Origin of the sequence: Pantoea sp. AS142 (assembly GCF_037152305.1) — a bacterium.
Taxonomy (GTDB): domain Bacteria; phylum Pseudomonadota; class Gammaproteobacteria; order Enterobacterales; family Enterobacteriaceae; genus Pantoea.
In genome coordinates this window covers 1-22859 of record NZ_JBBCMO010000010.1, presented here as the reverse complement: position 1 = coordinate 22859, position 22859 = coordinate 1, and the positions used below count along the sequence as shown (strand labels likewise).

At 52.1% G+C, this 22859-nt stretch carries 20 protein-coding genes; 7 read left to right on the top strand and 13 right to left on the bottom strand.

Features of this window, described 5'->3' with window-relative positions; translation table 11 throughout:
- The first annotated feature begins 9 nt into the window (after positions 1-9).
- From WFO64_RS17125 to WFO64_RS17115, 3 genes are all read left to right on the top strand, one after another.
- Entirely contained in the window at positions 10-1497 is a 1488-nt protein-coding gene (locus tag WFO64_RS17125; RefSeq protein WP_337013265.1) for a carboxypeptidase M32, read from the top strand.
- A 157-nt stretch (positions 1498-1654) separates the two neighbouring features.
- Positions 1655-2182 (top strand): acid resistance repetitive basic protein Asr, encoded by a 528-nt coding sequence (asr, locus tag WFO64_RS17120; protein ID WP_337013264.1) that lies wholly within the window; start codon positions 1655-1657, stop codon positions 2180-2182.
- 277 nt (positions 2183-2459) lie between these two features.
- Positions 2460-3269: a trypsin-like serine peptidase gene (locus WFO64_RS17115; protein ID WP_337013263.1), complete on the top strand. Its 810-nt coding sequence runs from the start codon at positions 2460-2462 to the stop codon at positions 3267-3269.
- Positions 3270-3321: 52 nt separating this feature from the next.
- Here the strand turns inward: WFO64_RS17115 and hrpA are convergent, their stop codons facing one another.
- Positions 3322-7224 (bottom strand): ATP-dependent RNA helicase HrpA, encoded by a 3903-nt coding sequence (gene hrpA, locus WFO64_RS17110; RefSeq protein ID WP_337013262.1) that lies wholly within the window; start codon positions 7222-7224, stop codon positions 3322-3324.
- A 257-nt stretch (positions 7225-7481) separates the two neighbouring features.
- Here hrpA and WFO64_RS17105 point away from each other — a divergent pair, with 257 nt between their 5' ends.
- Entirely contained in the window at positions 7482-8081 is a 600-nt protein-coding gene (locus WFO64_RS17105) for an FMN-dependent NADH-azoreductase (RefSeq protein WP_337013261.1), read from the top strand.
- Between the two features lie 65 nt (positions 8082-8146).
- Here the strand turns inward: WFO64_RS17105 and WFO64_RS17100 are convergent, their stop codons facing one another.
- From WFO64_RS17100 to WFO64_RS17090, 3 genes are read right to left on the bottom strand one after another with little or no spacing between them, the layout of a single operon-like run.
- Positions 8147-8485, bottom strand: coding sequence for a YdbL family protein (locus tag WFO64_RS17100; protein WP_337013260.1), 339 nt, complete (start codon positions 8483-8485; stop codon positions 8147-8149).
- Between the two features lie 11 nt (positions 8486-8496).
- Positions 8497-8685 (bottom strand): YnbE family lipoprotein, encoded by a 189-nt coding sequence (locus tag WFO64_RS17095; RefSeq protein ID WP_337013259.1) that lies wholly within the window; start codon positions 8683-8685, stop codon positions 8497-8499.
- Positions 8682-11312, bottom strand: a complete 2631-nt coding sequence (locus WFO64_RS17090; RefSeq protein ID WP_337013258.1) for a YdbH family protein — start codon at positions 11310-11312, stop codon at positions 8682-8684. Before WFO64_RS17090 ends, WFO64_RS17095 begins: the two co-directional genes overlap by 4 nt.
- A 145-nt stretch (positions 11313-11457) precedes the next feature.
- On the opposite strand from WFO64_RS17090, the gene WFO64_RS17085 reads away from it, so the two are divergent.
- Complete coding sequence (locus WFO64_RS17085; protein ID WP_337013257.1) at positions 11458-12450, top strand: 2-hydroxyacid dehydrogenase; 993 nt, start codon at positions 11458-11460, stop codon at positions 12448-12450.
- 31 nt (positions 12451-12481) lie between these two features.
- On the opposite strand, the gene WFO64_RS17080 is transcribed toward WFO64_RS17085, so the two are convergent.
- Positions 12482-12757, bottom strand: a complete 276-nt coding sequence (locus WFO64_RS17080) for a putative hemolysin (RefSeq protein WP_337013256.1) — start codon at positions 12755-12757, stop codon at positions 12482-12484.
- Between the two features lie 183 nt (positions 12758-12940).
- Here WFO64_RS17080 and WFO64_RS17075 point away from each other — a divergent pair, with 183 nt between their 5' ends.
- Both WFO64_RS17075 and WFO64_RS17070 read left to right on the top strand, forming a co-directional pair.
- Positions 12941-13597 (top strand): MgtC/SapB family protein, encoded by a 657-nt coding sequence (locus WFO64_RS17075; protein ID WP_337013255.1) that lies wholly within the window; start codon positions 12941-12943, stop codon positions 13595-13597.
- A 1178-nt stretch (positions 13598-14775) separates the two neighbouring features.
- The gene (locus WFO64_RS17070; RefSeq protein ID WP_337013254.1) at positions 14776-14934 is read left to right on the top strand and encodes a hypothetical protein; all 159 of its coding nucleotides are present in this window, start codon (positions 14776-14778) and stop codon (positions 14932-14934) included.
- A gap of 266 nt (positions 14935-15200) precedes the next feature.
- On the opposite strand, the gene WFO64_RS17065 is transcribed toward WFO64_RS17070, so the two are convergent.
- The 8 genes from WFO64_RS17065 to WFO64_RS17030 form a co-directional block, all read right to left on the bottom strand.
- Complete coding sequence (locus tag WFO64_RS17065) at positions 15201-15368, bottom strand: hypothetical protein (protein ID WP_337013253.1); 168 nt, start codon at positions 15366-15368, stop codon at positions 15201-15203.
- A 15-nt stretch (positions 15369-15383) separates the two neighbouring features.
- Complete coding sequence (locus tag WFO64_RS17060) at positions 15384-15977, bottom strand: fimbrial protein (RefSeq protein WP_337013252.1); 594 nt, start codon at positions 15975-15977, stop codon at positions 15384-15386.
- Entirely contained in the window at positions 15961-16980 is a 1020-nt protein-coding gene (locus WFO64_RS17055) for a fimbrial protein (protein WP_337013251.1), read from the bottom strand. The genes WFO64_RS17060 and WFO64_RS17055 overlap by 17 nt, the downstream gene beginning before the upstream one ends.
- 15 nt (positions 16981-16995) lie before the next feature.
- Complete coding sequence (fimD, locus tag WFO64_RS17050; protein WP_337013250.1) at positions 16996-19608, bottom strand: outer membrane usher protein FimD; 2613 nt, start codon at positions 19606-19608, stop codon at positions 16996-16998.
- A 116-nt stretch (positions 19609-19724) separates the two neighbouring features.
- Complete coding sequence (locus tag WFO64_RS17045) at positions 19725-20414, bottom strand: fimbria/pilus periplasmic chaperone (RefSeq protein WP_337013249.1); 690 nt, start codon at positions 20412-20414, stop codon at positions 19725-19727.
- A gap of 30 nt (positions 20415-20444) precedes the next feature.
- Entirely contained in the window at positions 20445-21023 is a 579-nt protein-coding gene (locus WFO64_RS17040) for a fimbrial protein (RefSeq protein WP_337013248.1), read from the bottom strand.
- 57 nt (positions 21024-21080) lie between these two features.
- Positions 21081-21653, bottom strand: coding sequence for a type 1 fimbrial major subunit FimA (gene fimA / locus WFO64_RS17035; RefSeq protein ID WP_337013247.1), 573 nt, complete (start codon positions 21651-21653; stop codon positions 21081-21083).
- 149 nt (positions 21654-21802) lie between these two features.
- Entirely contained in the window at positions 21803-22081 is a 279-nt protein-coding gene (locus tag WFO64_RS17030; protein WP_337013246.1) for a hypothetical protein, read from the bottom strand.
- Positions 22082-22859: the final 778 nt, after the last annotated feature.

Sequence of the window (22859 nt, the reverse complement as noted above, 5' to 3'; positions counted from 1 at the left end):
GAGTCTTACGTGACCTCAGCGTATCAACAACTTACCGCGACCTTTCAGCGCCTTTCCCGTTTCAGTCACATCACGGCCATCGCCGGTTGTGACATGCAAACCACCATGCCACCGGGCGGCAGTCAGGCGCGAGGTGAAGCGCTGGCTGAAATGAGCGTGTTGCAACACCAGATTTTGACCGCCCCTCAGGTGGGGGAATGGCTTAAGGCCGCAGAGCAGCAGTCACTAAACGATGTCGAGCGGGCTAATCTCAACGAGATGCAGCGCGCTTACCAGCAGGCCAGCCTCCTGCCTGATGATTTTGTTGAAGCCAAATCGATCGCCGGTTCGGTATGCGAACATGCGTGGCGAAGTCAGCGTCCGGCAAATGACTGGCAGGGTTTTGCCACCAACCTTAAAGAGGTGGTGCGGCTTAGCCGCGAAGAGGCTCAGCGACGCGCCGACGCCAATGGCTGTTCGCGTTACGATGCGTTGCTGGATCTCTATGAACCGGGTATGACCCGCGCCCGGCTGGATGAAACCTTTGGCGAACTGAAAACCTGGCTGCCCGATTTATTGCAGCAGGTCGTGGATAAACAGGCTCAACAGCCCCTTATCACGCCGCAGGGGCCGTTTGCCCTGCCTGCACAGCGTCAGCTCGGCCTGAGCATTATGGAGACACTGGGTTTCGACTTTAACCATGGGCGGCTGGACATCAGTGCGCATCCATTCTGCGGCGGTGTGCCGGAAGATGTGCGCATTACCACCCGTTACAACGAGAATGAGTTTCTCAGCGCCATGATGGGCGTGATTCACGAAACCGGTCATGCCCGCTATGAGCAGAATCTGCCACAGCAGTGGCGGGGCCAGCCGGTGGCGCTGGCGCGCTCCACGGCTATCCATGAATCACAAAGCCTGTTTATGGAAATGCAGCTCGGCCGCAGTCGTGAATTCCTGCAGCGTATTCTGCCGCAAGTTATCGCCTCCTTTGGTGATCAGCCCGCCCTGCAGTCTGATAATTTCGTGCGCCTGACGCAGCGGGTTTTGCCCGGCCTGATCCGGGTTGACGCCGATGAACTCAGCTACCCGGCTCATGTCATTCTGCGTTACGAAATCGAGCAGGCGCTGATCGAAGGCGAGATTGAGGTTGAGGATATCCCGGCGTTGTGGGATGAGAAGATGATGCACTCACTGGGCCTGGATACCCGGGGTAACTACCGCGATGGCTGTATGCAGGATATCCACTGGACCGATGGGGCCTTTGGCTACTTCCCGACCTATACGCTGGGTGCGATGTACGCCGCGCAGCTGTTCAGGACGGTACAGAACGCGATTCCTCAGCTCAGTGAGCTGATTCAACACGGTGAGCTGCAGCCGGTATTCAACTGGTTGCAACAGAACATCTGGCAGCACGGCAGCCGTTTTTCCAGCGACCAGCTGCTGATCAACGCCACGGGCGAAGCGCTGAACCCCACGTTCTTCCGCCAGCATCTTGAACAACGCTATCTGACTAGCTAAGCTTCATGGCGGTCTGCTGACCGCCCTTTCCCGCCTTTGTACAATCGGTTACACGCCGATACCAAACACCCACGGACACCGTTCACTGATTTCCCTATAGTCTCTTCACCGGCCCCGCAGTGGGCTACACATGAAAAAATAGTCCGAGGGATTTGCAATGAAAAAATTATTTGCACTGGTTGTCGCCGCTGCTATGGGTATGTCTTCTGTTGCTTTCGCTGCTGATACCACAGCTGCTCCAGCTGCTGCGCCAGCCGCAACAACCACTACTGCTGCAGCACCGGCTAAAACCGTTCACAAAACTGCGCACAAGAAACACCACAAAGCCGCTCAGAAAGCGCAGGCTGCAAAGAAAATGCACCACAAAAAAGCAGTGAAAAAGGATGCTGCGCAGAAAGCACAGGCAGCTAAAAAAGTTCATCATAAGAAAGCGGTAAAACCGGCAGCACAGAAAGCTCAGGCCGCTAAAAAAGTTCACCATAAGAAAGCAACTCAGCCAGCCGCTCAGAAAGCCCAGGCTGCTAAAAAAGTTCATCATAAAAAAGTAACCAAGCCTGCTGCTCAGAAAGCTCAGGCTGCTAAAAAAGTTCATCACAAAAAAGTCACTAAGCCTGCTGCTCAGAAAGCTCAGGCCGCTAAAAAAGTTCACCACAAAAAAGTTGTGAAATCAGCAGCTAAAAACTAAGGTCGCCTTCAGCGCACGGCCACGCGATAATGATTAAAAACACCCGGTTCTGCCGGGTGTTTCTTTACTGGAGTGGATGAAATGGTGCGTCGCTATCGCTTCGAAATTATTCTGCTTGTAATGATCCTGTGTGGCATCGTTGCAGCCAGCTTTTTTATCTGACCGCTGTAGCGTACTGATTAACCAATAAAACTCCCTTTTTTAACGCTCACCGACTATAGTTACCGTACTTACGAAATAACAGAAACGTTACTTTTTTCTCGCTATTGAGATTTCTATGCGCCTGGCTACCCTGTTAATGGTTGGACTTTTCAGCTTTGCCACCATCGTTCATGCCGATGATGACGATGACTCGCCTAATCCTGCGGAAATTAAGATGCTGTTCTTTGGCAAGGATCATCGCCAGGCAATCACCGATATTACCGCTGCCCCCTGGGATGCCATTGGTCAGCTGGAAACCGAAAGCGGCAACCTCTGTACTGCCACGCTTATCTCCCCGCATCTGGCGCTGACTGCCGGACACTGTCTGCTATCCCTGCCGGGTAATTTCGATAAGCCCGTTGCGCTGCGATTTATGGCCAGTGATAAAGGCTGGCGCTACGAGCTTCATGATATTGATGCGCGGGTTGAACCCTCACTGGCGTCAAAATTAAAAGCGGACGGTGAAGGCTGGATCGTGCCGAGCAGTGCAGCACCCTATGATTACGGCATCGTGATATTACGCAATCCCCCTTCGGCGATTACGCCCATTCCGCTATTCGATGGCTCACGTAGCGATCTCACTGCGGCACTGAAACTGACCGGCCGCAAAGTGACGCAGGCGGGCTATCCGGCAGATCACCTGGATACGCTCTACTCCCACAGCGATTGCCTGATTACCGGCTGGGCGCAGCGCGCCGTGCTGTCGCATCAGTGTGACACCCTGCCTGGCGACAGTGGTTCACCGCTGCTGCTCAACAGCGACAAAGGCTGGCAATTAATCGCGGTACAAAGCTCCGCCCCGGCTGCGAAAGATCGCTATCTGGCGGACAACCGTGCGATTGCGGTCACCTCGTTTAAAGATAAGCTGGAATCACTCGCTCAGTAAGTCTCACGACTCGCTTCAGAGTGCGCACCGGTTGCGGTGCGCACGCAGGTTTTTACCCGGCCATCTGCTCCATCGTCTGCAGAATACGCTTATCTGAGATGGGATAAGGTGTACCCAACTGCTGCGCAAAATAGCTTATGCGCAACTCTTCAATCATCCAGCGGATGTTCTGGACCTCTTCATCATCCTGACGCTGCGGCGGCAACTTGTTGCGCCACGCCTGCCAGGCCTGTTCCACTGCCTGTACTTTTAACATCCGCGCCCGATCGCTGTGCGGATCGGCAGGCATTTTTTCCAGCCGTCGCTCAATGCCATGAAGATAACGTAGTGTATCGGCCAGTCGCTGCCAGCCGTTGCCAGTAACAAAGCCGCGATAGACCAGACCGCTTAACTGCGCTTTGATGTCAGATAACGCCAGCGCCATGGTCATATCGACCCGGCCTTTCAGACGCTTATTGATGTTGAAGACTGCCGTCAGGACTTGCTCAACTTGCTTCGCAATGGACACCACGGTTTCATTGAGTTCGCCGCGCACCTTGTCACGCAACTGCTCGAAAGAGGTTTGATCCCAGGCCGGGCCGTCCGCTTCTCTCATTAATTTGTCGATGCCGCAGGCGATGCAGTCGTCGATCAGCTCCAGCACTTTGCCATAAGGGTTAAAGTAGAGTCCGAGCTTGGCTTTGTTCGGCAGCTTCTCGTGCAGATATTTAACCGGTGACGGCACATTCAGCAGCAGCAGACGACGCTGGCCGCGCCACATCATTTTTTGCTGCTCCTGCTCGCTGTCAAACAGGCGAATGGCGACGCTCTCTTTCTCGTCGACCAGCGCAGGCCAGGCTTTGACCTGGTAACTGCCGCGCTTCTGTTCATAGCTGCGTGGCAGATCGCCAAAGCTCCAGATATGCAGTCCGCTCTGCTCCAGTCCGTCATCTGCCACGTTCGACAGCGTTTCCTGCACTTTGTCTTTCAGCTGTGACTTCAGCCCGGTGAGATCTTTGCCTTCCAGCAGTTTGCGGTTGTGCTCGTCCACCACACGGAAAGTCATCTTCAGATGATCGGGGACCTGTTCCCACTGCCAGTTTTCCCGCTCCAGCGTGACACCGGTCATGCGGCGAAACTCACGCGCCAGCGCATCGAGCAGCGGCATCTCCATCGCTTGCACCCTTCCTAAGAACGCTTCGGCGTAGTTAGGCGCCGGTACCAGATTGCGGCGCAGCGGCTTAGGCAGCGACTTAATCAGTGCGATAGTCAGTTCACGGCGTACGCCAGGGATTTGCCATTCGAAGCCGCTATCTTCAACCTGATTCAATAGCGGCAGCGGAATATGCACCGTCACGCCATCCGCATCCGCGCCCGGCTCGAATTGGTAACTCAGCTTTAGTTTGAGGTTACCCTGATGCCAGAAGTTGGGGTAGTCGAGTTGGCTAACCTTGTCAGCGCCTTCTTTGATCAGCATCTGCTTGTCGAAGTTCAGCAGCTCGGCATTTTCACGGCTGGCCTGTTTCCACCAGCTGTCAAAATGCTTCCCCGACACCACCTCTTTGCCAATGCGCTGGTCATAAAAAGCAAACAGGGTTTCATCATCCACCAGAATGTCGCGACGGCGTGATTTGTGTTCCAGATCTTCCACTTCACTGCGCAGTTTCTGATTAGCACGGAAGAAGGCGTGTCGGGTCTGCCAGTCCCCTTCCACCAGCGCGTGACGGATAAACAGCTCACGGCTTAGGGCAGGATCGATGCTGCCATAGTTAACCTTGCGGGCGGCCACAATCGGCAGGCCATAGAGCGTGACCTTTTCAGCGGCCATCACCGCGCCCTGTGATTTCTCCCAGTGTGGTTCACTGTAGCTGCGCTTGATCAGATGCTGCGCCAGCGGTTCAATCCACTCTGGTTCTATACGTCCCGCCGTGCGGCCCCACAGACGGCTGGTCTCAACCAGTTCCGCCACCATGGTCCACTTCGGCGGCTTTTTAAACAGCCCGGAGCCAGGGAAGATGGCGAAGCGCGTATTACGTGCGCCGGTATACTCCTGCTTATCAGTATCTTTCTGGCCGATATGCGACAGCAGACCGCTTAGCAGGGCGCAGTGAATCGGCTGCAGCTCAGCGGGTTCACTATTAACCGGGATCCCCAGTTCGCGCACCACCTGCCGCAGTTGGGTGTAAATATCCTGCCATTCCCTCACCCGCAGATAGTTGAGGAAGTCACTTTTGCACTGGCGGCGGAACAAGTTGCCGGACAGCGCTTTCTGCTGCTCCGCCAGATAGTTCCATAGATTCACATAAGCGAGGAAGTCGGAGTCTTTGTCGGCAAAACGTCGGTGCTTCTCATCGGACGCCTGCTTCTTCTCCGCCGGACGCTCGCGTGGGTCCTGAATCGACAGGCCTGCGGTGATGATCATCACTTCGCGAACGCAGCCATATTTCTGCGCTTCCAGCACCATCCGCGCCAGGCGAGGATCCACCGGCAACTGTGCCAGCTGGCGCCCGGATCCGGTGAGTCTGTAATGTCCGTTTTCTTCGTTCAGGGTTAGCGCGCCCAGCTCTTCCAGCAGGCGGACACCATCCTGAATATTGCGCTTATCGGGCGCCTCAACAAACGGGAAGGCAGCGATATCACCCAGCCCCAGCGAAGTCATCTGCAGGATTACCGACGCCAGGTTGGTGCGCAGGATTTCAGGATCGGTAAAGGCCGGACGACTGAGAAAGTCATCTTCAGCATAGAGGCGGATACAGATACCGTCTGAAACACGTCCGCAACGCCCTTTACGCTGGTTGGCGGAGGCCTGCGATATCGGTTCAATGGGCAGGCGCTGAACTTTTGTGCGGGAACTGTAACGACTGATACGCGCTGTACCGGGGTCTATCACATATTTAATGCCGGGCACCGTCAGCGAGGTTTCCGCGACGTTGGTAGCCAGTACGATGCGACGGCCGCTGTGAGACTGAAATACCCGGTTCTGTTCGGCGTTCGACAGCCGCGCATAAAGCGGGAGTACTTCAGTGTGTGGCAGGTCGCGTTTGTTCAGCGCATCGGCGGTATCGCGTATTTCACGCTCTCCGCTCATGAAGATCAGAATGTCGCCACGGCTTTCCCGGCCCAGTTCATCCACCGCATCAAAAATCGCCTGTAGCTGGTCACGATCGCCATCATCCGCCTCTTCGGCCACGGGACGATAGCGCACTTCGACCGGATAAGTCCGCCCAGAAACTTCGATCACCGGTGCGTTGTTGAAATGACGCGAGAAGCGCTGCGGATCGATGGTGGCGGAGGTGATAATCACTTTCAGATCGGAGCGACGCGGCAGCAGCTCACGCAGATAACCGAGCAGGAAATCGATATTCAGGCTGCGCTCGTGCGCCTCATCAATAATGAGGGTGTCATATTGCATCAGCAGGCGATCCTGCTGGATCTCCGCCAGCAGGATCCCGTCGGTCATCAGTTTAATCTGCGTCAGGTCGCTGACCTGGTCGTTAAACCGCACCTTATAGCCGACACAGCCACCCAGTGAGGTACTGAGCTCATCGGCAATGCGGTTCGCCACGGTACGTGCGGCCAGACGGCGCGGTTGCGTATGACCAATCAGGCCGGTGACACCGCGTCCCAGCGCCAGACAAATTTTCGGCAGCTGCGTAGTTTTACCCGAACCGGTTTCACCGGCGACAATCACTACCTGATGATCGCGAATCGCCTCAGCAATATCCTGTTGCTTCTGACTGACCGGCAGATTGTCCGGAAAGGTAATGGCTGGCGTGGCCACACGGCGTTGGGCCACGCGCTGCTCGGCGGCGATGACGTGCTGCTCCAGCTCGCGGGCGATGCCCTGTTGTGCCTGGGGATTTTTGGTTTTTCTGGCACCCTGTAAGCGGCGCTGCAGCCGCTGACGATCGCGCAGCATTAAACCGTCGAGCCGTGACCAGAGTGCTGCCAATGGGGAAGTATCGGGAGATGACATAATAGTGACGTACCTTACTCAGACGGTGTCGCTGCGCGAAGCAGTGCCCTGCAAGCCGGGATAACCAGCTGATTAAATAAAAATAATTGTGCGCATCATAGCATATTCTGAACTGTTCCGTCGGCTGGTCACGGTTGCGCTTATTCAATAAATTCGAACATCGCTCTCGAAATATTGCGCTTTCACCGCGCCATTGATAACCGTAGAGTGTAAACCATTGAGCGGAAAGTCTTCCGCGTAACAGACAGGAAACCACCATGAGCAATGTTTTAGTTCTGAAATCAAGCATCCTTGCAGGCTACTCACAATCAAGCCAGCTCGCTGACTTCTACGTTGAACAGGCAAAGGCCCAGGGTAAAAACGTCACCTTACGTGATCTGGCTGCTAACCCGATTCCGGTTCTGGATGGGGAGTTAGTGGGTGCTATGCGTCCATCCGATGCCCCGCTGTCACCGCGTCAGCAGGCAGCGCTGGCCCTGTCCGATGAACTGATTGCAGAACTGCAGGCTCATGATGAAGTGGTGATTGCCGCGCCAATGTACAACTTCAACATCCCAACACAGCTAAAAAACTATTTCGATCTGATTGCCCGTGCTGGCGTAACGTTCCGCTACACCGAAGCAGGCCCGGAAGGTCTGGTTAAAGGCAAAACCGCAGTGGTGATCTCGAGTCGTGGTGGCATTCATAAAGATACCCCAACGGACCTGCTGACTCCTTACGTTAAGCTGTTCCTGGGCTTCATCGGCATCACTGACGTTGAATTCGTGTTTGCTGAAGGCATTGCTTACGGTCCCGAAGTAGCCAGCAAAGCGACCGCTGAAGCGAAAGACGCAATCAAGCAGATCGTGACCGCATAAGTGCGGGTCATCTCAGGATGATGCGGTAAACAAACCGGGCCATGCGCCCGGTTTGTTTTTGCTGGTTACTGACTACTGGCTGCATCTTTTCTCAGCCACTGACCGTTGATGCCGCGCACATATTCACCCGCTGCCGCACGGCTCACCAACTTTTGTCCGGCAATACTGGCGACATCGGCCGTGGAGAGATTATGCTGTTCTGCCAGTCGCTGATACTCCTGCTGACGTCCAGCGTTTATCTGCTGCACCAGCGCCAGGGTTTCTCTGTCCTGCGCACGAGCCGCCAGATAGCCAGAGAGCGTTTCGCCAGCCAGACCCGATTGCCGCGCCTGATCCAGCGTCAGTGCCCAGGCAGGCTGGGCCATCGCCAGGGCGAATAACAGCGCCGCACTTATGCGTTTCATCGTTGCTCTCCTCAGAACAGACCGCTCTGGTTTTTCAGTAACGCTTCCACATCTTTGTCGACTTTGATGTGGATTTCATGCTCGATTCTCACGTTCATATTGATAGTAATGGGATCTTTGGGTGCCGTGACTTCGATGCGCGGCACGCAGCCGATGCACAGCAGTCCGGCTGCCAGAACCAGTAGTGCCCTCAGGCTCATGGTGAAGTGTCCTTGTTGGATGGCAAAGTCGCGTGTTGCTCTAGCCAGGATTGCAAATTATCGCCAAAGCGCAGGCTGCGCCAGAGCTGAAACAGGTTTTCCTGATGATGATAGTTGAGGTTGACCGTCTGACGACGGTTACTGAATTGGCTGACGCCCTGCACATGCGCCTCCATCGTGAGGTCGCCGAGATTATCCAGATTGATCGTGGCCCCACTGCGGGATACTTCCATATAGCGTAACCAGTCCAGTGCTGCGCCGGTAGCGACGTTATTGCGGGTAATCGCATCCGCCATATCTTTGTCCAGCCGGAACGTCAGCGGACCACTGTTGGCAATCCACCCTTTCTCCACCAGCCAGCGCGGATTATTGAGCCATAGCGGCAACTCGCCGTTGACTCTGCCCGACATGGCGAACTGTTTAGGGTTCAGCGCCGTCACCAGCTCACTGAGGCTGATATTACGTAGCGACACTCGTGCTGGCTCATGCTGCGGCATACGCAATGACGGCAGCGTAATCTGTCCGCCCAGCAGATCAAGACTGACATCCTGCAACGTCAGCGGCGCCTGTTCAGACCATGGCCAGTTACCCTGCAGGTCAGCGCGAATATTCTGCATCGCAAACTGGTTCTTTACCTCGGCAATGCGCAGTGAAACCGGCCCATGCTGACCGAACTGCCATTGCTGCTCATGGAAGCGAAACGGCAGCGAGAAGTCGATACCGTTAACCTGGCTGTCGGGCGTCCAGACGCTGCCCTGTTTTACCGTCCAGTGGCCTCCCGCTTCGAACCCCTGGTCGCGAGCGGCGGAAAAAGCGACCTGTGCCCGCAAACTGCCGCCCTGAATCTGCATTTTCATGTCAGGGCTGAGCAGCGGCTGAAATACCGCCAGTGACTGTGTCGGCCACCATGCCTGGCCCCGCAATCGTTCGCCATCCCAGCGGCCATTCACCCGCAGTGGGCCAACCTTGCCCGCTTTCAACGCGCCTCGCCAGAGAAAGTAGCCGGGATCGCGGCCTTTCGCCTCAACGTCGAGCGTGGCGTCAGCCAGACGGCCACCATAACTGAAGCGGGTCTCTCCCGCCTGCAGACGAAAATGGCCATCAAAGGAGGGTTGCGCCGCATCACGCTGCCATTTTACCGGTTCAGTCAGTGTCAGGCGTGGTTTGGCGACGTTAACGCTGCCGTAGGCCAGCTGGTTAAAACCGGTGGACAAGGTATCCAGATGGATCAGCGTGTCGCGCCATCCGCCGGTGCCGTTGACATCCCAGCGCGCCTGTAGCGGCAGCATCTCGCCCCCTCCCCAGTAGCGCCAGTTCCATTCCCCTTTATCGGGCCAGAAATCAGTGGCGCGGCCATCAAGATGCAACCGAAAGCGACCAAAACTGGCATCGTGCGCGTTGAGAATGGCCTGCAGGCGGCCATCAATACCCTGCGAGGAGAGTCGCACGCCCGCCAGCGGCCAGCGCGCTTCGTCCACTTCCAGCGTTGACAGCAGCCGGCCCCGCAGGCGTAGCAGCGATTTAGGTTGCAGCACCAGCTGAGGATCGAGCAGCGAGCCGCTGAACACGCCCGGAATGGAGCCATACAGTTGAAGATCGGCCAGCTTGCTTTCGCCAGTGAGCTGAAAAGGCAGGTTGCTGTTGGTCAGACTGAGATTGCCGGGACCGACGCCGAGCACCACGTTGCCCTTACCGCCGCGCCCCTGGGTTAGCAGGTTAACCCGACCGCTAATCAGGCTACTTTCAAGGCCCGACTGCCACTTATCCAGCGTCAGGTTAACAAACCCTGATAGCGGCTGGGCTTCCAGCGGCCAGAAGTATTCGCCCTTTTCAATCCGAATCTGGTCGCGGCTGATCTGCCAGGGCAGTCTGAGAAGCGGCCTGGTCACTTCGTCCATCGCCACGCTTAGCTCACCCTGCTGTTGCTGCCAGTTAAGCGTCAGCTGCAGCGGATGCGGCAGCGCGTTCAGCGCCAACTGTCCGGCCACCTCGCCCGTCACCGGCAGATCCGTGGCGAAGGTGGGTAATGCCAGATGACCACTGAGGGTTACGGGTTCAGCAAGTGCAGGATGCGTGAGCGTCAGGCGACGGATAGCAAGCTGCTGACCGGTCAGCGTTGCCGCCAGCTGGAGATTATCTCCCTGGTAATTAAGCTGCTGGCGATCTTTTTCCAGCGTCAGATCCAGCGCGCCGGCATAAGTCTGCCACGGCGTAACGATTAATTGGCTCAGATGAACGTCGGCGCCAGGGAGGATTGCCTGCCATTCGGCCAGTGTTTTTGGTGCTGCCGTGCTGTCATTACTGGCAGATAATTTTTGCAGGCAGGTGCTATCCAGCGTCAGCTCAGATGCGTTCAGTTTCCAGCGCGACTGATGCCAGGCCAGTGACACCGCTTTTACCGTTGCCAGTGAGCAATCTCCTGCGAGATAGCGAATTTGTGGCAACCATAGGCCACCCTCACGCCAGCGCGGTGCGCCAGCAAGTTCAATGCGGGTCTCAGCAGGCAGCCAGAGGCCGACCAGCCGTGGCAGCCATTGCGTCACAGTCAACATCAGGCCGAGCAGCAACAGAATCAGCGCCAGACTGGCCGCCAGACGTCGCCGGAAAATCCGTGGCATAAAAGCCATAATCCTTTTCCTTACAGTATCCTGACAATGATGATGGCATGTAATCTGCCAGAGGTGAAGGTCTGCGGCAGGAGCAAGTCAGCTGTTTCAGCAAAGTCAGTCAGAAAACGTTATCCTTGGTCTATCACTCTGCAGGAGCAAAACGATGAAGATCGCGGTATTCAGCACCAAACATTACGATCAGAAATACCTTGAGCAGGTCAATCAGCAGTTCGGCTTTGAACTGGTGTTTTTTGACTTTTTACTCTCTGAAAGCACGGCCAAAACCGCTGTGGGTTGTGATGCCGTCTGCATCTTTGTTAATGATGATGGCAGTCGCCCGGTGCTGGAAGAGCTGGCCGGGCTGGGTGTGAAAACTATCGCGCTGCGCTGTGCCGGTTTCAATAATGTTGATCTGACTGCGGCGACAGAGCTGGGTCTGGAGGTGGTACGGGTGCCCGCCTACTCACCGGAAGCGGTAGCTGAACATACTATTGGCCTGATGATGACCCTGAACCGGCGTATTCATCGTGCTTATCAGCGCACCCGTGACGCAAATTTTTCGCTCGACGGTCTGACCGGCTTCAACATGCATAACAAAACCGCGGGCGTTATCGGTACCGGTAAAATCGGGATCGCGACGATGCGGATTCTGAAAGGTTTTGGGATGCGGCTGCTGGCGTTTGATCCCTACCCGAGTGAGCAGGCTCTGGAAATGGGCGCGGAATATGTCGATCTGAAGACGCTGTTTGCTGAATCCCACGTCATTACGCTGCACTGCCCGCTAACGCCACAGAATCATCATCTGCTCAACGCCGACGCGTTTAGACAGATGCGCGATGGGGTGATGATCATTAACACCAGTCGTGGTGGCCTGATTGATTCACAAGCTGCGATTGACGCGCTAAAACAACAGAAAATCGGCGCGCTCGGCATGGATGTTTATGAGAATGAACGTGACCTGTTCTTTGAAGATAAGTCGAATGATGTAATACAGGACGATCTGTTCCGCCGTCTGTCGGCGTGCCATAACGTGTTGTTCACCGGCCATCAGGCGTTTTTAACTGCCGAAGCGCTGACCGCCATTTCTGAAACGACACTGGAGAATCTCAGCCAGCTCGACCGCGGTGAACACTGCCCAAACCGACTCTCTGCCTGACTGTGCGGGCCGGAGCAATCCGGCCTGTTCATCAGCGCGCACAGCGCCCGCCAATTAACGCCTGTTCATCACACCGACGCCCATTCACTAACTGACACATCCCCACTCTCGAACCATCCAGTTGATGCGAAAACGCTAGCGTTCCGCCTGCATTTGAACAGGTGCTTTCCGCCAGTGAAGACATCACTACCCGTGGCTGGATATGGGCGGCGGTGGCTTGTTGTGGTGGCTCGTTATCATCACTGTGGCTGCTACAGGCAGAGAGTAATAGTGCGGCACCGGCCAGCAAAAAGGGGGCTGCTTTCATCAGTCGGACTCCGGGAAATGGGGGAAAAGGCTGGCTCAGCATATGTCAGGCAGCACAACGGGTCGAGAGGTGAAACAGCTTTTTACAAAATTCTCCGGCGTCATTTGCAAGCAGAATTATCTTGTTTACCTGTTATCGCTGAACTGTCACCCTCTTTGGCCCTTATTGATTCGGAGTAAAGCCATGTTAATGGATATGTTAATTCGTATTGCGCTGGCCGGTATTCTTGGCGGCCTGATCGGCATGGAGCGCCAGATGCGGGCCAAAGAAGCGGGACTACGAACCCATATTCTGGTCGGTATCGGCAGTGCTATGTTCATGCTGGTATCCAAATATGGCTTCGCTGATATGCTCAACAGCGAACACGTAGCGCTCGATCCCAGTCGTGTTGCCGCACAAGTGGTCAGTGGCATGGGTTTTCTTGGCGCGGGTACCATTATGATTCAGAAGCAGGTGGTAAAAGGCTTAACCACAGCTGCGGGTTTATGGGTAACTGCGGCGATTGGTCTGGTCATCGGCAGCGGCATGTATGAGATCGGCATTTATGGCACGGTGCTGGCGCTGGTGGTGCTGGAGGTGTTCCGCCGCCTGAGCCATTTTTTAATCGGCAAACATCATACGCTGCTGGTTTTTCTCAAGCCCAAAAGCGTGCCGCTGGTGCTGCTGGTCATGCAGCGGGAAGGCATTCGCTACGGCAATGTGACTGTGATTAATCGGGATGAGGAGAGTGGCCTGTGTGAACTCAGCGTTCAGGTGACGCTGTCTCGCAAGTCAAACGATGCGCATTTTTATGATAAGATCATTGAAATCAAAGACGTCCAGTCGCTGGAGATGATGTAAGTCCCTCTCTCTATAGGCCATTCTTGTTGAACAGAGGCCGGTCAGCGCCAGGACGTTGCAGAAGACGGTTATCAGCACTCACCGCCTTCTGCCCCCTCAGATAACTTTTATGCATTCTTAAAGTCAGAAACGTGTCCAGCCTGACCTGAGACATAGAGCCCGCCAGGAATTAATGCCATAATCCATTATTGTTTATTAGCGGAATAATTTTACCCGGTGACCAATGCGCCAAAACTCTGACCATCCTGACAATAACGTGTCCGCTTCCGCACGTAAAAGTAGCCGGCCAGCATTGAGTATGCTTATCTTTACGCTGATTGCGGTCGTTGTAACCATTATGATGATTTTGGATCATCGTAATTCCATGAATAATGCGCTTGAGACCGGACAGTGTCTGGTGGAGGAAGGCGCTGAAAGTTTCCTGGAGGTACTCAGACATTTTTTACATCATGCTTACCGCTGGATTTTTAAAGCCTGTAGCTAGCAATAATAAATTTAGTGCAGCAGAAAATGAAGTAATCCGTGTCGGTTTATTAGCAGCACAACGCCGCAATACATAACTGCAACATAGCAGAATAAAAAGAGTAGCAGAACAATAATAAACCCGATGCCCTGTTGTTTTATATTCTGTGTATTATGCAAATAGCTTATAAACCTTAACATTTATTTCAGAATTTCTTTCATCTTTAATGCCAGAGAATTAACGTGTTCATCCGCAGGCCATATTGACTTAATGCGCAAAACGATTAATTCACCGCCTGTCACTTTAGGTTAACCAGCCTGAAAATAAACCTTATGGACAGTTCTTTCGCAACTTTATGATTTTAATACAATTAAATCCTGATGCTCTGCCTGGCACGATAACAGGTTGTGCTGGGGCAACAGGGAGATGCAAAAGCATTTATCGTTAATTTTTTTGTGAAAAAGTCAATGTATTGCACCTGTACTGACCGCTATTATAAGCCAGCAAGGTCAACACTTATTCAACGGAAAACACTTTTAAGATTCTGACAGTTAAAAATAAACGGCGGGCTAAAAACATTCACGTCCCGCGCTGAGTTTAATGAAGAGATCTAAATTTGATTTGCGTCAAATCCGTTGAGCACAAACTGCATTGCGTTTAGGTATGACTGATTGACAGCGGTGCATACTGTTTTCTTTGCTAACTGGTCGCTCAGATGAAAAATCTGTTTATTATCTCAATCATTTTTATGGCTACGGGTTGTGCGGCGAAAAAAGATCATGCGCGGGCTGCTGCTTATCCGGCATCACCGCCAACTTGTTCTATGCACAATGATGAAATCGATTGTCAGTGGAAAGATGTTCCAGTCAGTTGACCTCTATTCGTATCGCCTCAGCCTGCAGGTTTTTGGCAAAGACGTAGTATGGTCTGGCCTCTTAGTTTCTCATAGTACCGCTGCACCTAGTACCACTGCACCGCTTTCCGGCGCTGAGCCCCTTAATGAACAGAGTCTGCAGGATGCCAGGGTGGCTGTCCGCTGATTACTTCACGCCAGTACTGGCATTCGCGGCTACAATCCGTACTTCACACTGCATATTCGTGACGCTGCAGTGAAGTGTCTGGCAGAACGCGCGCAGCAATTTACCCTTTAGCTACGTTTTCTGGTTCTTTTGAGATGGGTGAAAATTCATTACAACCAAAAGGTTGAAAATAAAAAAGAGGAGAAAAACGTAACTGATTGCCATTAACACTCAGTCCACTGCCGCCTACGAGCACAGTGAGAGCGGCATCTGGATCTGAATATGACATAATTGTAGCCCCTGATTAGTCATAGGTCAGTGTGAATTCAGTGTCGGCATCCGCTGTGCCTGGTCTTACACTATTGTTTCCGGTAGCAACATAATTAGCCTTAAAATTCAGGGTGATATTTCCGGTATCGTCGATAACACGCATGGGCGAATCATTGCCCATAGGGATACGCTGACCACTGCTGTCCATAATCTGCACAGCGACTCCAGTTGCATAGTCATCACTGTCACAATTCAATGCGAGAAGCTCTGGATTGAACTTATCTTTTTGCCCTGTAAATGCGGTAGTGACGCCGCTTGCGGTACAGCCTGTAAGACGGATGCTAAAAGATACGGGCGAGGAGGTTTCTCCCTTTTTTTTTAACTGCTTTGTAGCCCACGCGCCAAGCTGTACAGGCTTATCGACATCGTTTGGGTCAACGGTGCAGCCCAGCGCGACCACCGTACCTGACAGTCTGATGTTGAGTTCGCCGAGGGAACCATCCGCATGCGCTGGCGTTAACGCTATAATTTCGCTCAAAAACAGGCTAATCAGGCCGATGGTAAAAACATATGCGGTTCGTTTAACGAGTGTTAAACCGTTAATAACAGTTTTAGTCAAAATCGACACGCAGATAGCCCTCCGATGTAAATCGACCTTCAGCCGGTTTGTTACCTGTCACGCTGACAGGCCAGGCGCTTATAGCAACGTTAGCAGAAGCGTTTTCATCAAGCCTGAAGGGAATATTGCTACCGATATTATTTGGCGTCAGTGGATTATAATTACCGTCCGCAATCACAAAGCCCAGATCTGATTTATCAGAAACAAGAGCATTGCCGGTGACCTTATTAGCCTCAATGCGAAGGGATAATAAGGCTTGTGCGTCAATGTTGTTACACTTAATGCCAATATTTCGAGTCTGGGGGTTAGTACCCGCAGGCTTATTGCCTGCACCTGCTTGTGAGAAGGCAGATGCAGCAATGTTGCCAAAATCCATTGTAATAATCTGCCCGGCATTAACTTCGCAGCTTTGAGGAACAACTACTGATCCGCTAATAAAAAGAACGGTCAGCGGTTGTTGACTTACGCCGTCTTTAAATGTATTGGCATAGACTTCAAGAACATCTTTGTTAAAAGCTGAGAAACCAACGAATGGATGATCTATTCTGATAGATATCTTACCTTTACCGCCTGTACGCCAGTCCGTTTCCTGTCCGTTTTCTTGATCCAATTGATTGCTTTCACTTTTCATTGGGTTTTCTATATAAATTTGTCGCCCGCCGTCTATCCACGTCTGGCTCTTAACAGAGAGATAATCATTTAACTGGTACCATCCCGAACCTGAACCTGGCAACGGAACATTTGTTGTCAGAAATATAGGTGTTGATGCCTTTTTATCGTTATCGCATCGGGCGCGATAGGGTAAACCGGACGCTACAAACTGAAAATCCTTCACAACCACATATCCCTGTCTGTCATGAGATGGGTTAGTCACATCAAATTGCTTCAAGTCTGCGGTCATACTATTTGTTGTGCCCCCAGGCATGAGGCACTGTCCCGTATAAGCCTGAGCGAAAAATATGGGCAGGTGAAATAAAAAAACCACACCCAGTTTATAGCGTAATTTGATCATTATTTCTTCCTGCTGTCATTTAGCACATTTTAAAATGAGTCTGGCCACTGGCAATTTAACGCTTTCATCTGGCAAGGTGTAAGGGACCTGACATTTATCCTGCTCTCTGTTCCCCCACACCATCTCCAGCTCCCCTTTCAGAGGCACGCCGGTCATGTAAACTTCCCCGGAATCATCAACAATTCCTGTCGTACCCGAATTATTCTCGACAACGGTTGTCCCGAAAGGAACAGAATGTCCCTGGTGAGTCAGGCTGAATAGGGCTCGCAATCCCACATGTGTCTGGTATTCGGCCCGCACGATAGCCCCCTGCGTCGGAACCACGTTTTGTACGCTATCTTCCAGGTCGGTGTGCATGTCCAGACTTTTCACATCCAATGCGACGCGATTACGGCGATAAACAGTGGCGTAAGGCATCACTGCATACCCCCGCCAGTCTGTGCTGACTCCGGTTTCATTCTCGACATAAACACCTTCCGCACCTGGTGCTTTTATCAGTACATTGGTATCTCCAAGGGACTGACTGAAAGTGACACCGTTCGCATGGGCAACCACGCCACCAGAGAAGTCCCAGTTCCAGGTATGCTCATTCTGGCTGTAGTTATAGCCACCACTGGCCCGGCCCGCTTCTCCCTGCCAACTGCCGTTAAGACTGCCGCTGCCACCGCTGCGGCTGCTATGGCCCTGCATCACGCTATAATTCATGTTACCGCCTTTAAGCAGCGTTCCACTGACGCCGGTTTGCATCTGGGTTACGCCGTCTTGGTCTTGGCTCATCTGAGCTGTGGCATACATATTGTTGAGCCTGTCATGCTCAGCCATGTTGTGACCCAGCCAGCGACCAAACGGTATTGACACATTAAACGATACCAGACGATCAGAGCCCGGCATGCCGTGGCTCCGGCTAAGAGAGTATGAGAGGTTATAGTTAATGCCGTTCCAGCCGCTGGAGAAGCCTGCCTGGTACCAGGTGTCGCTGCTGCTACTGTTCCAGTAGTCCTGTCGAGTGGCGGTAAGATTGAGCGAACCGAAGTCTGATATCTGCTGAGAAACGTTTATCTGAAGCCGCCCTTTTTTGCTATTGCGCAGATCGTGATAGCTGACAGGTTCCTGGTGACGTCCTCGGCCATCTCCGTCGTCTTTCCACTCATACTGGTAACCGTTCATCACATTCCAGGCCGCTTCATCCAGCGTATAAAATCCCTGGGTTGAATAGCGGTAGCCAAGAAGCTGAAAAGTGGTTCCGTAGTTGTTAAGAGATTTGGAATACAGGAAGCGAACCGACTGACCATTATGTGTGCTGCCGTCGACCAACTCACTCCTGGCAGCTGTAACATCTGCTGAGACGGCGCCCCAGGTACCGAGATTCATGCCTGTTCCAGCCACGGCTGACGTGTACTGCCTGGCCACCTGGCTACCGCCATATAGTGTAATGCCTCCAGCAAAACCCTCAGCGATCGTGCTCTGAATGAATAACGGAGCACCCTTTCCCGATAGGCCGCTGCGATAGCGACCGGCGACCACGTCATACTTCAGTCGTCCCTCGCGCTGCAGCAGTGGAACGGTTGAATAAGGCACCACAAATGTCTGAACTGCACCCGACTCGCTTTTAACGATGACGTCCAGATCGCCGCTTGATGACGTAGCGCTGAGGTCAGTAATCTCAAAGGCGCCGGACTGCACTGTATTCTGGTAGATCACATAACCGTTTTGCCGGACGGTTACCTGTGAACGACCCGGCGCAATGCCATGGATCGTTGGTGCAAAACCCTGTTGGCTATCAGGATACATGGGATCTGAAGTGGACAGCCTTAGGCCGCGAAATCCCAGGCTGTCGTAGATCTCTCCCGCACTATTGCTGTCGCCCACCACCAGTTCACTTTTAAGCGGAATAATAGTGCGCTCGGCATAAGTGGACATGTTTTGCCACTTCTGCTGACGGTCACCGCCGGTATAATCGGAAGAGATCCAGGCCCCGTTATTGCGCAGGCGCCAGGCGCCCACGTTCAGGCCGCTGGTCAGATTGAGATAGTAATTGCTACTGTCATTGCCTTTACTGCCTGTCAGCGTGTAGTCCAGCAGGCCGGCGTTGATGCCCTCGTCCCATTCTTCAGGCGGTATATATCCCCTGACACTATTCAGAAGGGCAGCCTGCGGGAAAGTCAGCGTCAGACGCTGAGCAGAAAAGTCATACCATGAGGATGCGCCTGGGAAAAGGCGCCTAAAGTCAATGCACTGACTATCGGCTTTCAGATTTTTTAGTTCTTCAACCGAATTGATGTTAACACCCAGCCGTTTCAACCATTTTAATGTCAGGCAAGGGGTCAGCCCTGTGCCATCATTCTTAGTGTGCACTGCGTCAGACCCGACAGTATCGGCACCAGGCGTCGTCTTAAGGGCAGTAAAGCGAAAGGGGCTGGTTGCCGTAAACTCATCGTTTACCCATATATCCACACGGTATTCGCCCGGTAACTGCCCGGCGCCATTTTCAAAACGGGAGAGGTCCGCCACTTCACCGCCCTCTCGGGATAAAAAGGCAGGATTAAACCAGTCTTGTGCGCGCACAGGACCCGTCAATGCAACTAATACGGCAAGAACGGAGTACCGTAGTCGGAAAGTCCGGTACATATTGCACAATTGCTTATGCTTATAGTTTAGCGGATACATGACCTAGATCCCATGGCTGCGCGGGCTGACATTCCGGGCAGCAAACCAGTGTTTCGATAAAATTCAACCTGCAAATGCTAAGAGGCTTTACCCGTTTTCTGTGGGGTAATCGCGCCATAGTCATTAACCGTCTGGTAATGCACGGCACCAACAGTGCCTGCTGGCAGTTTCAATGTGCGCTGCCCAAACGGCTCAACCATGGTATTTTCAAGTTTGCGGTTTCCTACGCTGAGGTTGACCAGTGACTGATAATAGGGGGTCGGATTTTTGACGATGACCTCACTGGTTGATTGCTGGAAACGCAGTTTTTCCGCAGACTCAGGCTCACTGATCTTCAGTCCATCCGGACGCATAAATAGCTTCATTCTGGACAGAACAGCCAGCTGAAGGGTGTTCGCTCCTTTAGACGCTTCGCGGTCCATAGCAGGTATGGCCTTAACGTTCATCCAGTAAACCACCTCCCGGTCGGGAGGGAGGGCCTGTCCGGTGTACACAATACGCAACGTGTTTTCACTCCTGGGTGCAGCCGCAAACAGCGGTGGCGTAACAATAAAATCGTGGTCACGCTTTCCCTGATCGTTTTCTACCCAAGCCTGAATAAGATAGCGCTCATGACTGTCACTGTTGGTAACAGCAAGCGCGCTCTGACTGTCGCTTTCCGAATAGATCACACGTGTGGCACCGGGCGCAATCCCTCCGGCCATGGCAGGCTGGCATAGCACCAGCAATAGGCCAGTAGTGGGTAATAGAAAGGATGTTTTTTGCATAATGAAGCCTGCTATTGAAGTCAGTTAACGTTATGGATAGGCGATGTCAAAACGCACTTCAGTACGCAGTTCACCTGGCCAAAGCCCTTGGGAAGTTGTCTGATAACGGGCAACATAGTGAAGCGAGATATCGTCTCCATTCGGCCGGAAAAATTGATGTGGAATACCACCTGGTTTGATCTGATGTCCGGATTGATCGGTAATTAATAAACCGAGGCCAACTAAACCCTTCTGTCCGGAAACGCCTGCTGGAAGAGGCTCAGAAGCGCTGACCAGAAAAAGATCTGGCTCCTTAGGCACTGTTACACCAGAAAACGTGATACCCACTCCGCCTTTAATACCGGGATGGCAATCTTTTAGCCTGATGGTGAACGGAATACCGGGTGCTGAAACGTCACCGATTTGTCTAAACGCATGCGTAGTGTATTGCCCCATATCAATATGCAAATCCTGGCTATCAGCGCTGACGACACATGCCCCATTTGTAAGCTGCCCGCGCATGTGTACCTCGCCTCCAGGAATGATGACGCGAACATTTCGAGCCATTGCACACCCGGAATGAATTAGCAGCATGAACAGGACAGACATCATTGAGAGTTGATGTTTCATAAAGATAATCCGGCAAAGTTTGCAGGACGGCATTCACCGTCCCGCAGTTGCAGAGACTTAGTTGTACTGCATGATGAAGTTGGCGTCTGCGTTTGCATCACCGGCAGTAGCTGTGCCAGTAGACTTGTATTGGGCAGCAAATTTCAGGATGTTTTCACCGTCAATCAGCGTGGTTTTATTAATAAAAGTCGTGCCGTCAAACTTCACAGGTTTAGACTTGTTATCAAGAACCTGGATGGCGATGTGGGTCGCTGTACCAGCGTTACCAGACGATAAACCCTGATCGACGGCCAGCAAGGATCCATCTGTACTTGTGCTGTCTGAACGACCTGAAAACGCCACCGCTGCAGTTTGTGCAACAGAGCTATCACAGTCTTCCAGTTTGATTTGGAAAGGAACTATTGAACCCAGTGTACCCGCCGCCTTAAAGTGGTGAGTTGTGTATTCACCGAGTTTGACTTCCTGATCACTGGTATCCGTGCTAACGGAACAGGGAGCAGCAATCAGCTTACCTTTAAAATGTACAGTACCACCGTTGACGGTCACTGTTGGGTTTACCGGGTCAGCAGCATTGGCAGCTCCCATTACAATAATCAGTCCCATTGCCACTGCAATTTTATTCAATTTCACGTCAAAGACTCCCTTAATTTTAATGTAACCGCATTGAGGAATGCGTTTCTGATCACACCGAAGCATGGCCATATTTATCAACATACATACATGTTGATAAATATGGTCTGTTTCTTATTTGGATAAATTTTTGTCTTTTATCGCCCCGCTCAAGGCTTAAGATAAATAAAACAGTCAAGCTCAGAGGCAAACTCTCTTAGTGAAATAAAATAGTTACTACCGTTATCATGATGCCTCAGGCAGACATCAATCTTTCCTCGAAGATAAGTTAAGTCACCGCGATCCAAAACAAGATCACACATACCTTGAAGGAATTTCAGCGCATCCCTTATTTCGACAAAACCGTATCCTCGAATTTTATTGATAGCGACTTCCCGAGTCAGCAAATGCAAATCTTTTTCATCAACTTGATATTTTATTGATTTCATTTTCAGTATCACTGTCTGTTCCGACGAGAGAGATTGTAAACCTTTAATTTTGATCGGCAATAGCGATCAATAAAGACATAATGAAAGGCAATGCCTTTCAGAATTTAATAAATGATCGCTAATTTCAATCGAAGATACAAAATAAAAAAAGCCAACAATAGTAAAAACAATACGTTAAAAAAACACCATTCCCAATAGATGATAAAAATTAAACGGCCAAATCATTATTAATAAAAATTAATTACGGATTTTTAGTAAAAAAATTAATTGGTTCGTTTGACATAAATTTAATTTTTTGGCTCCCCACTAAATAAATGATAAACAGGAAGCCAATAAAATCTCTAAGTTTACGGTACTTTAACAAAATTATAGGTAATGGACCGCTATTAGAGTTGCTAAAATTTCTGACTTCCAGCCTGGATGTGTAAAGGTAAGCGTTCTTGTAACCAGGAACATGTTGGAAAGGAGGGAAAGTTATGCGTTGAGAATGTAATGTGGGCGCTTCAGGCACATAAGATTGGTTCTCAGTAATAGCTTCTTATAATTCGTCTCACCTGTGGCTTCCCACGAAGCCGGGCCAATAGCTATGTATGCTGTGTCATATTTGCCAATAAACTGTTTGACGGTATTTGAACACTTCAGAAGTCACGAGCTAAGCCCGATCCTCTTGTAAGCATCCCTATATAGCGGACCATTCACATTTAGAGATCTTCCGACATACTGACTATGTCCCCGGAGGAGATCACCATGCGCAAAGCCCGATTCACCGAACACCAGA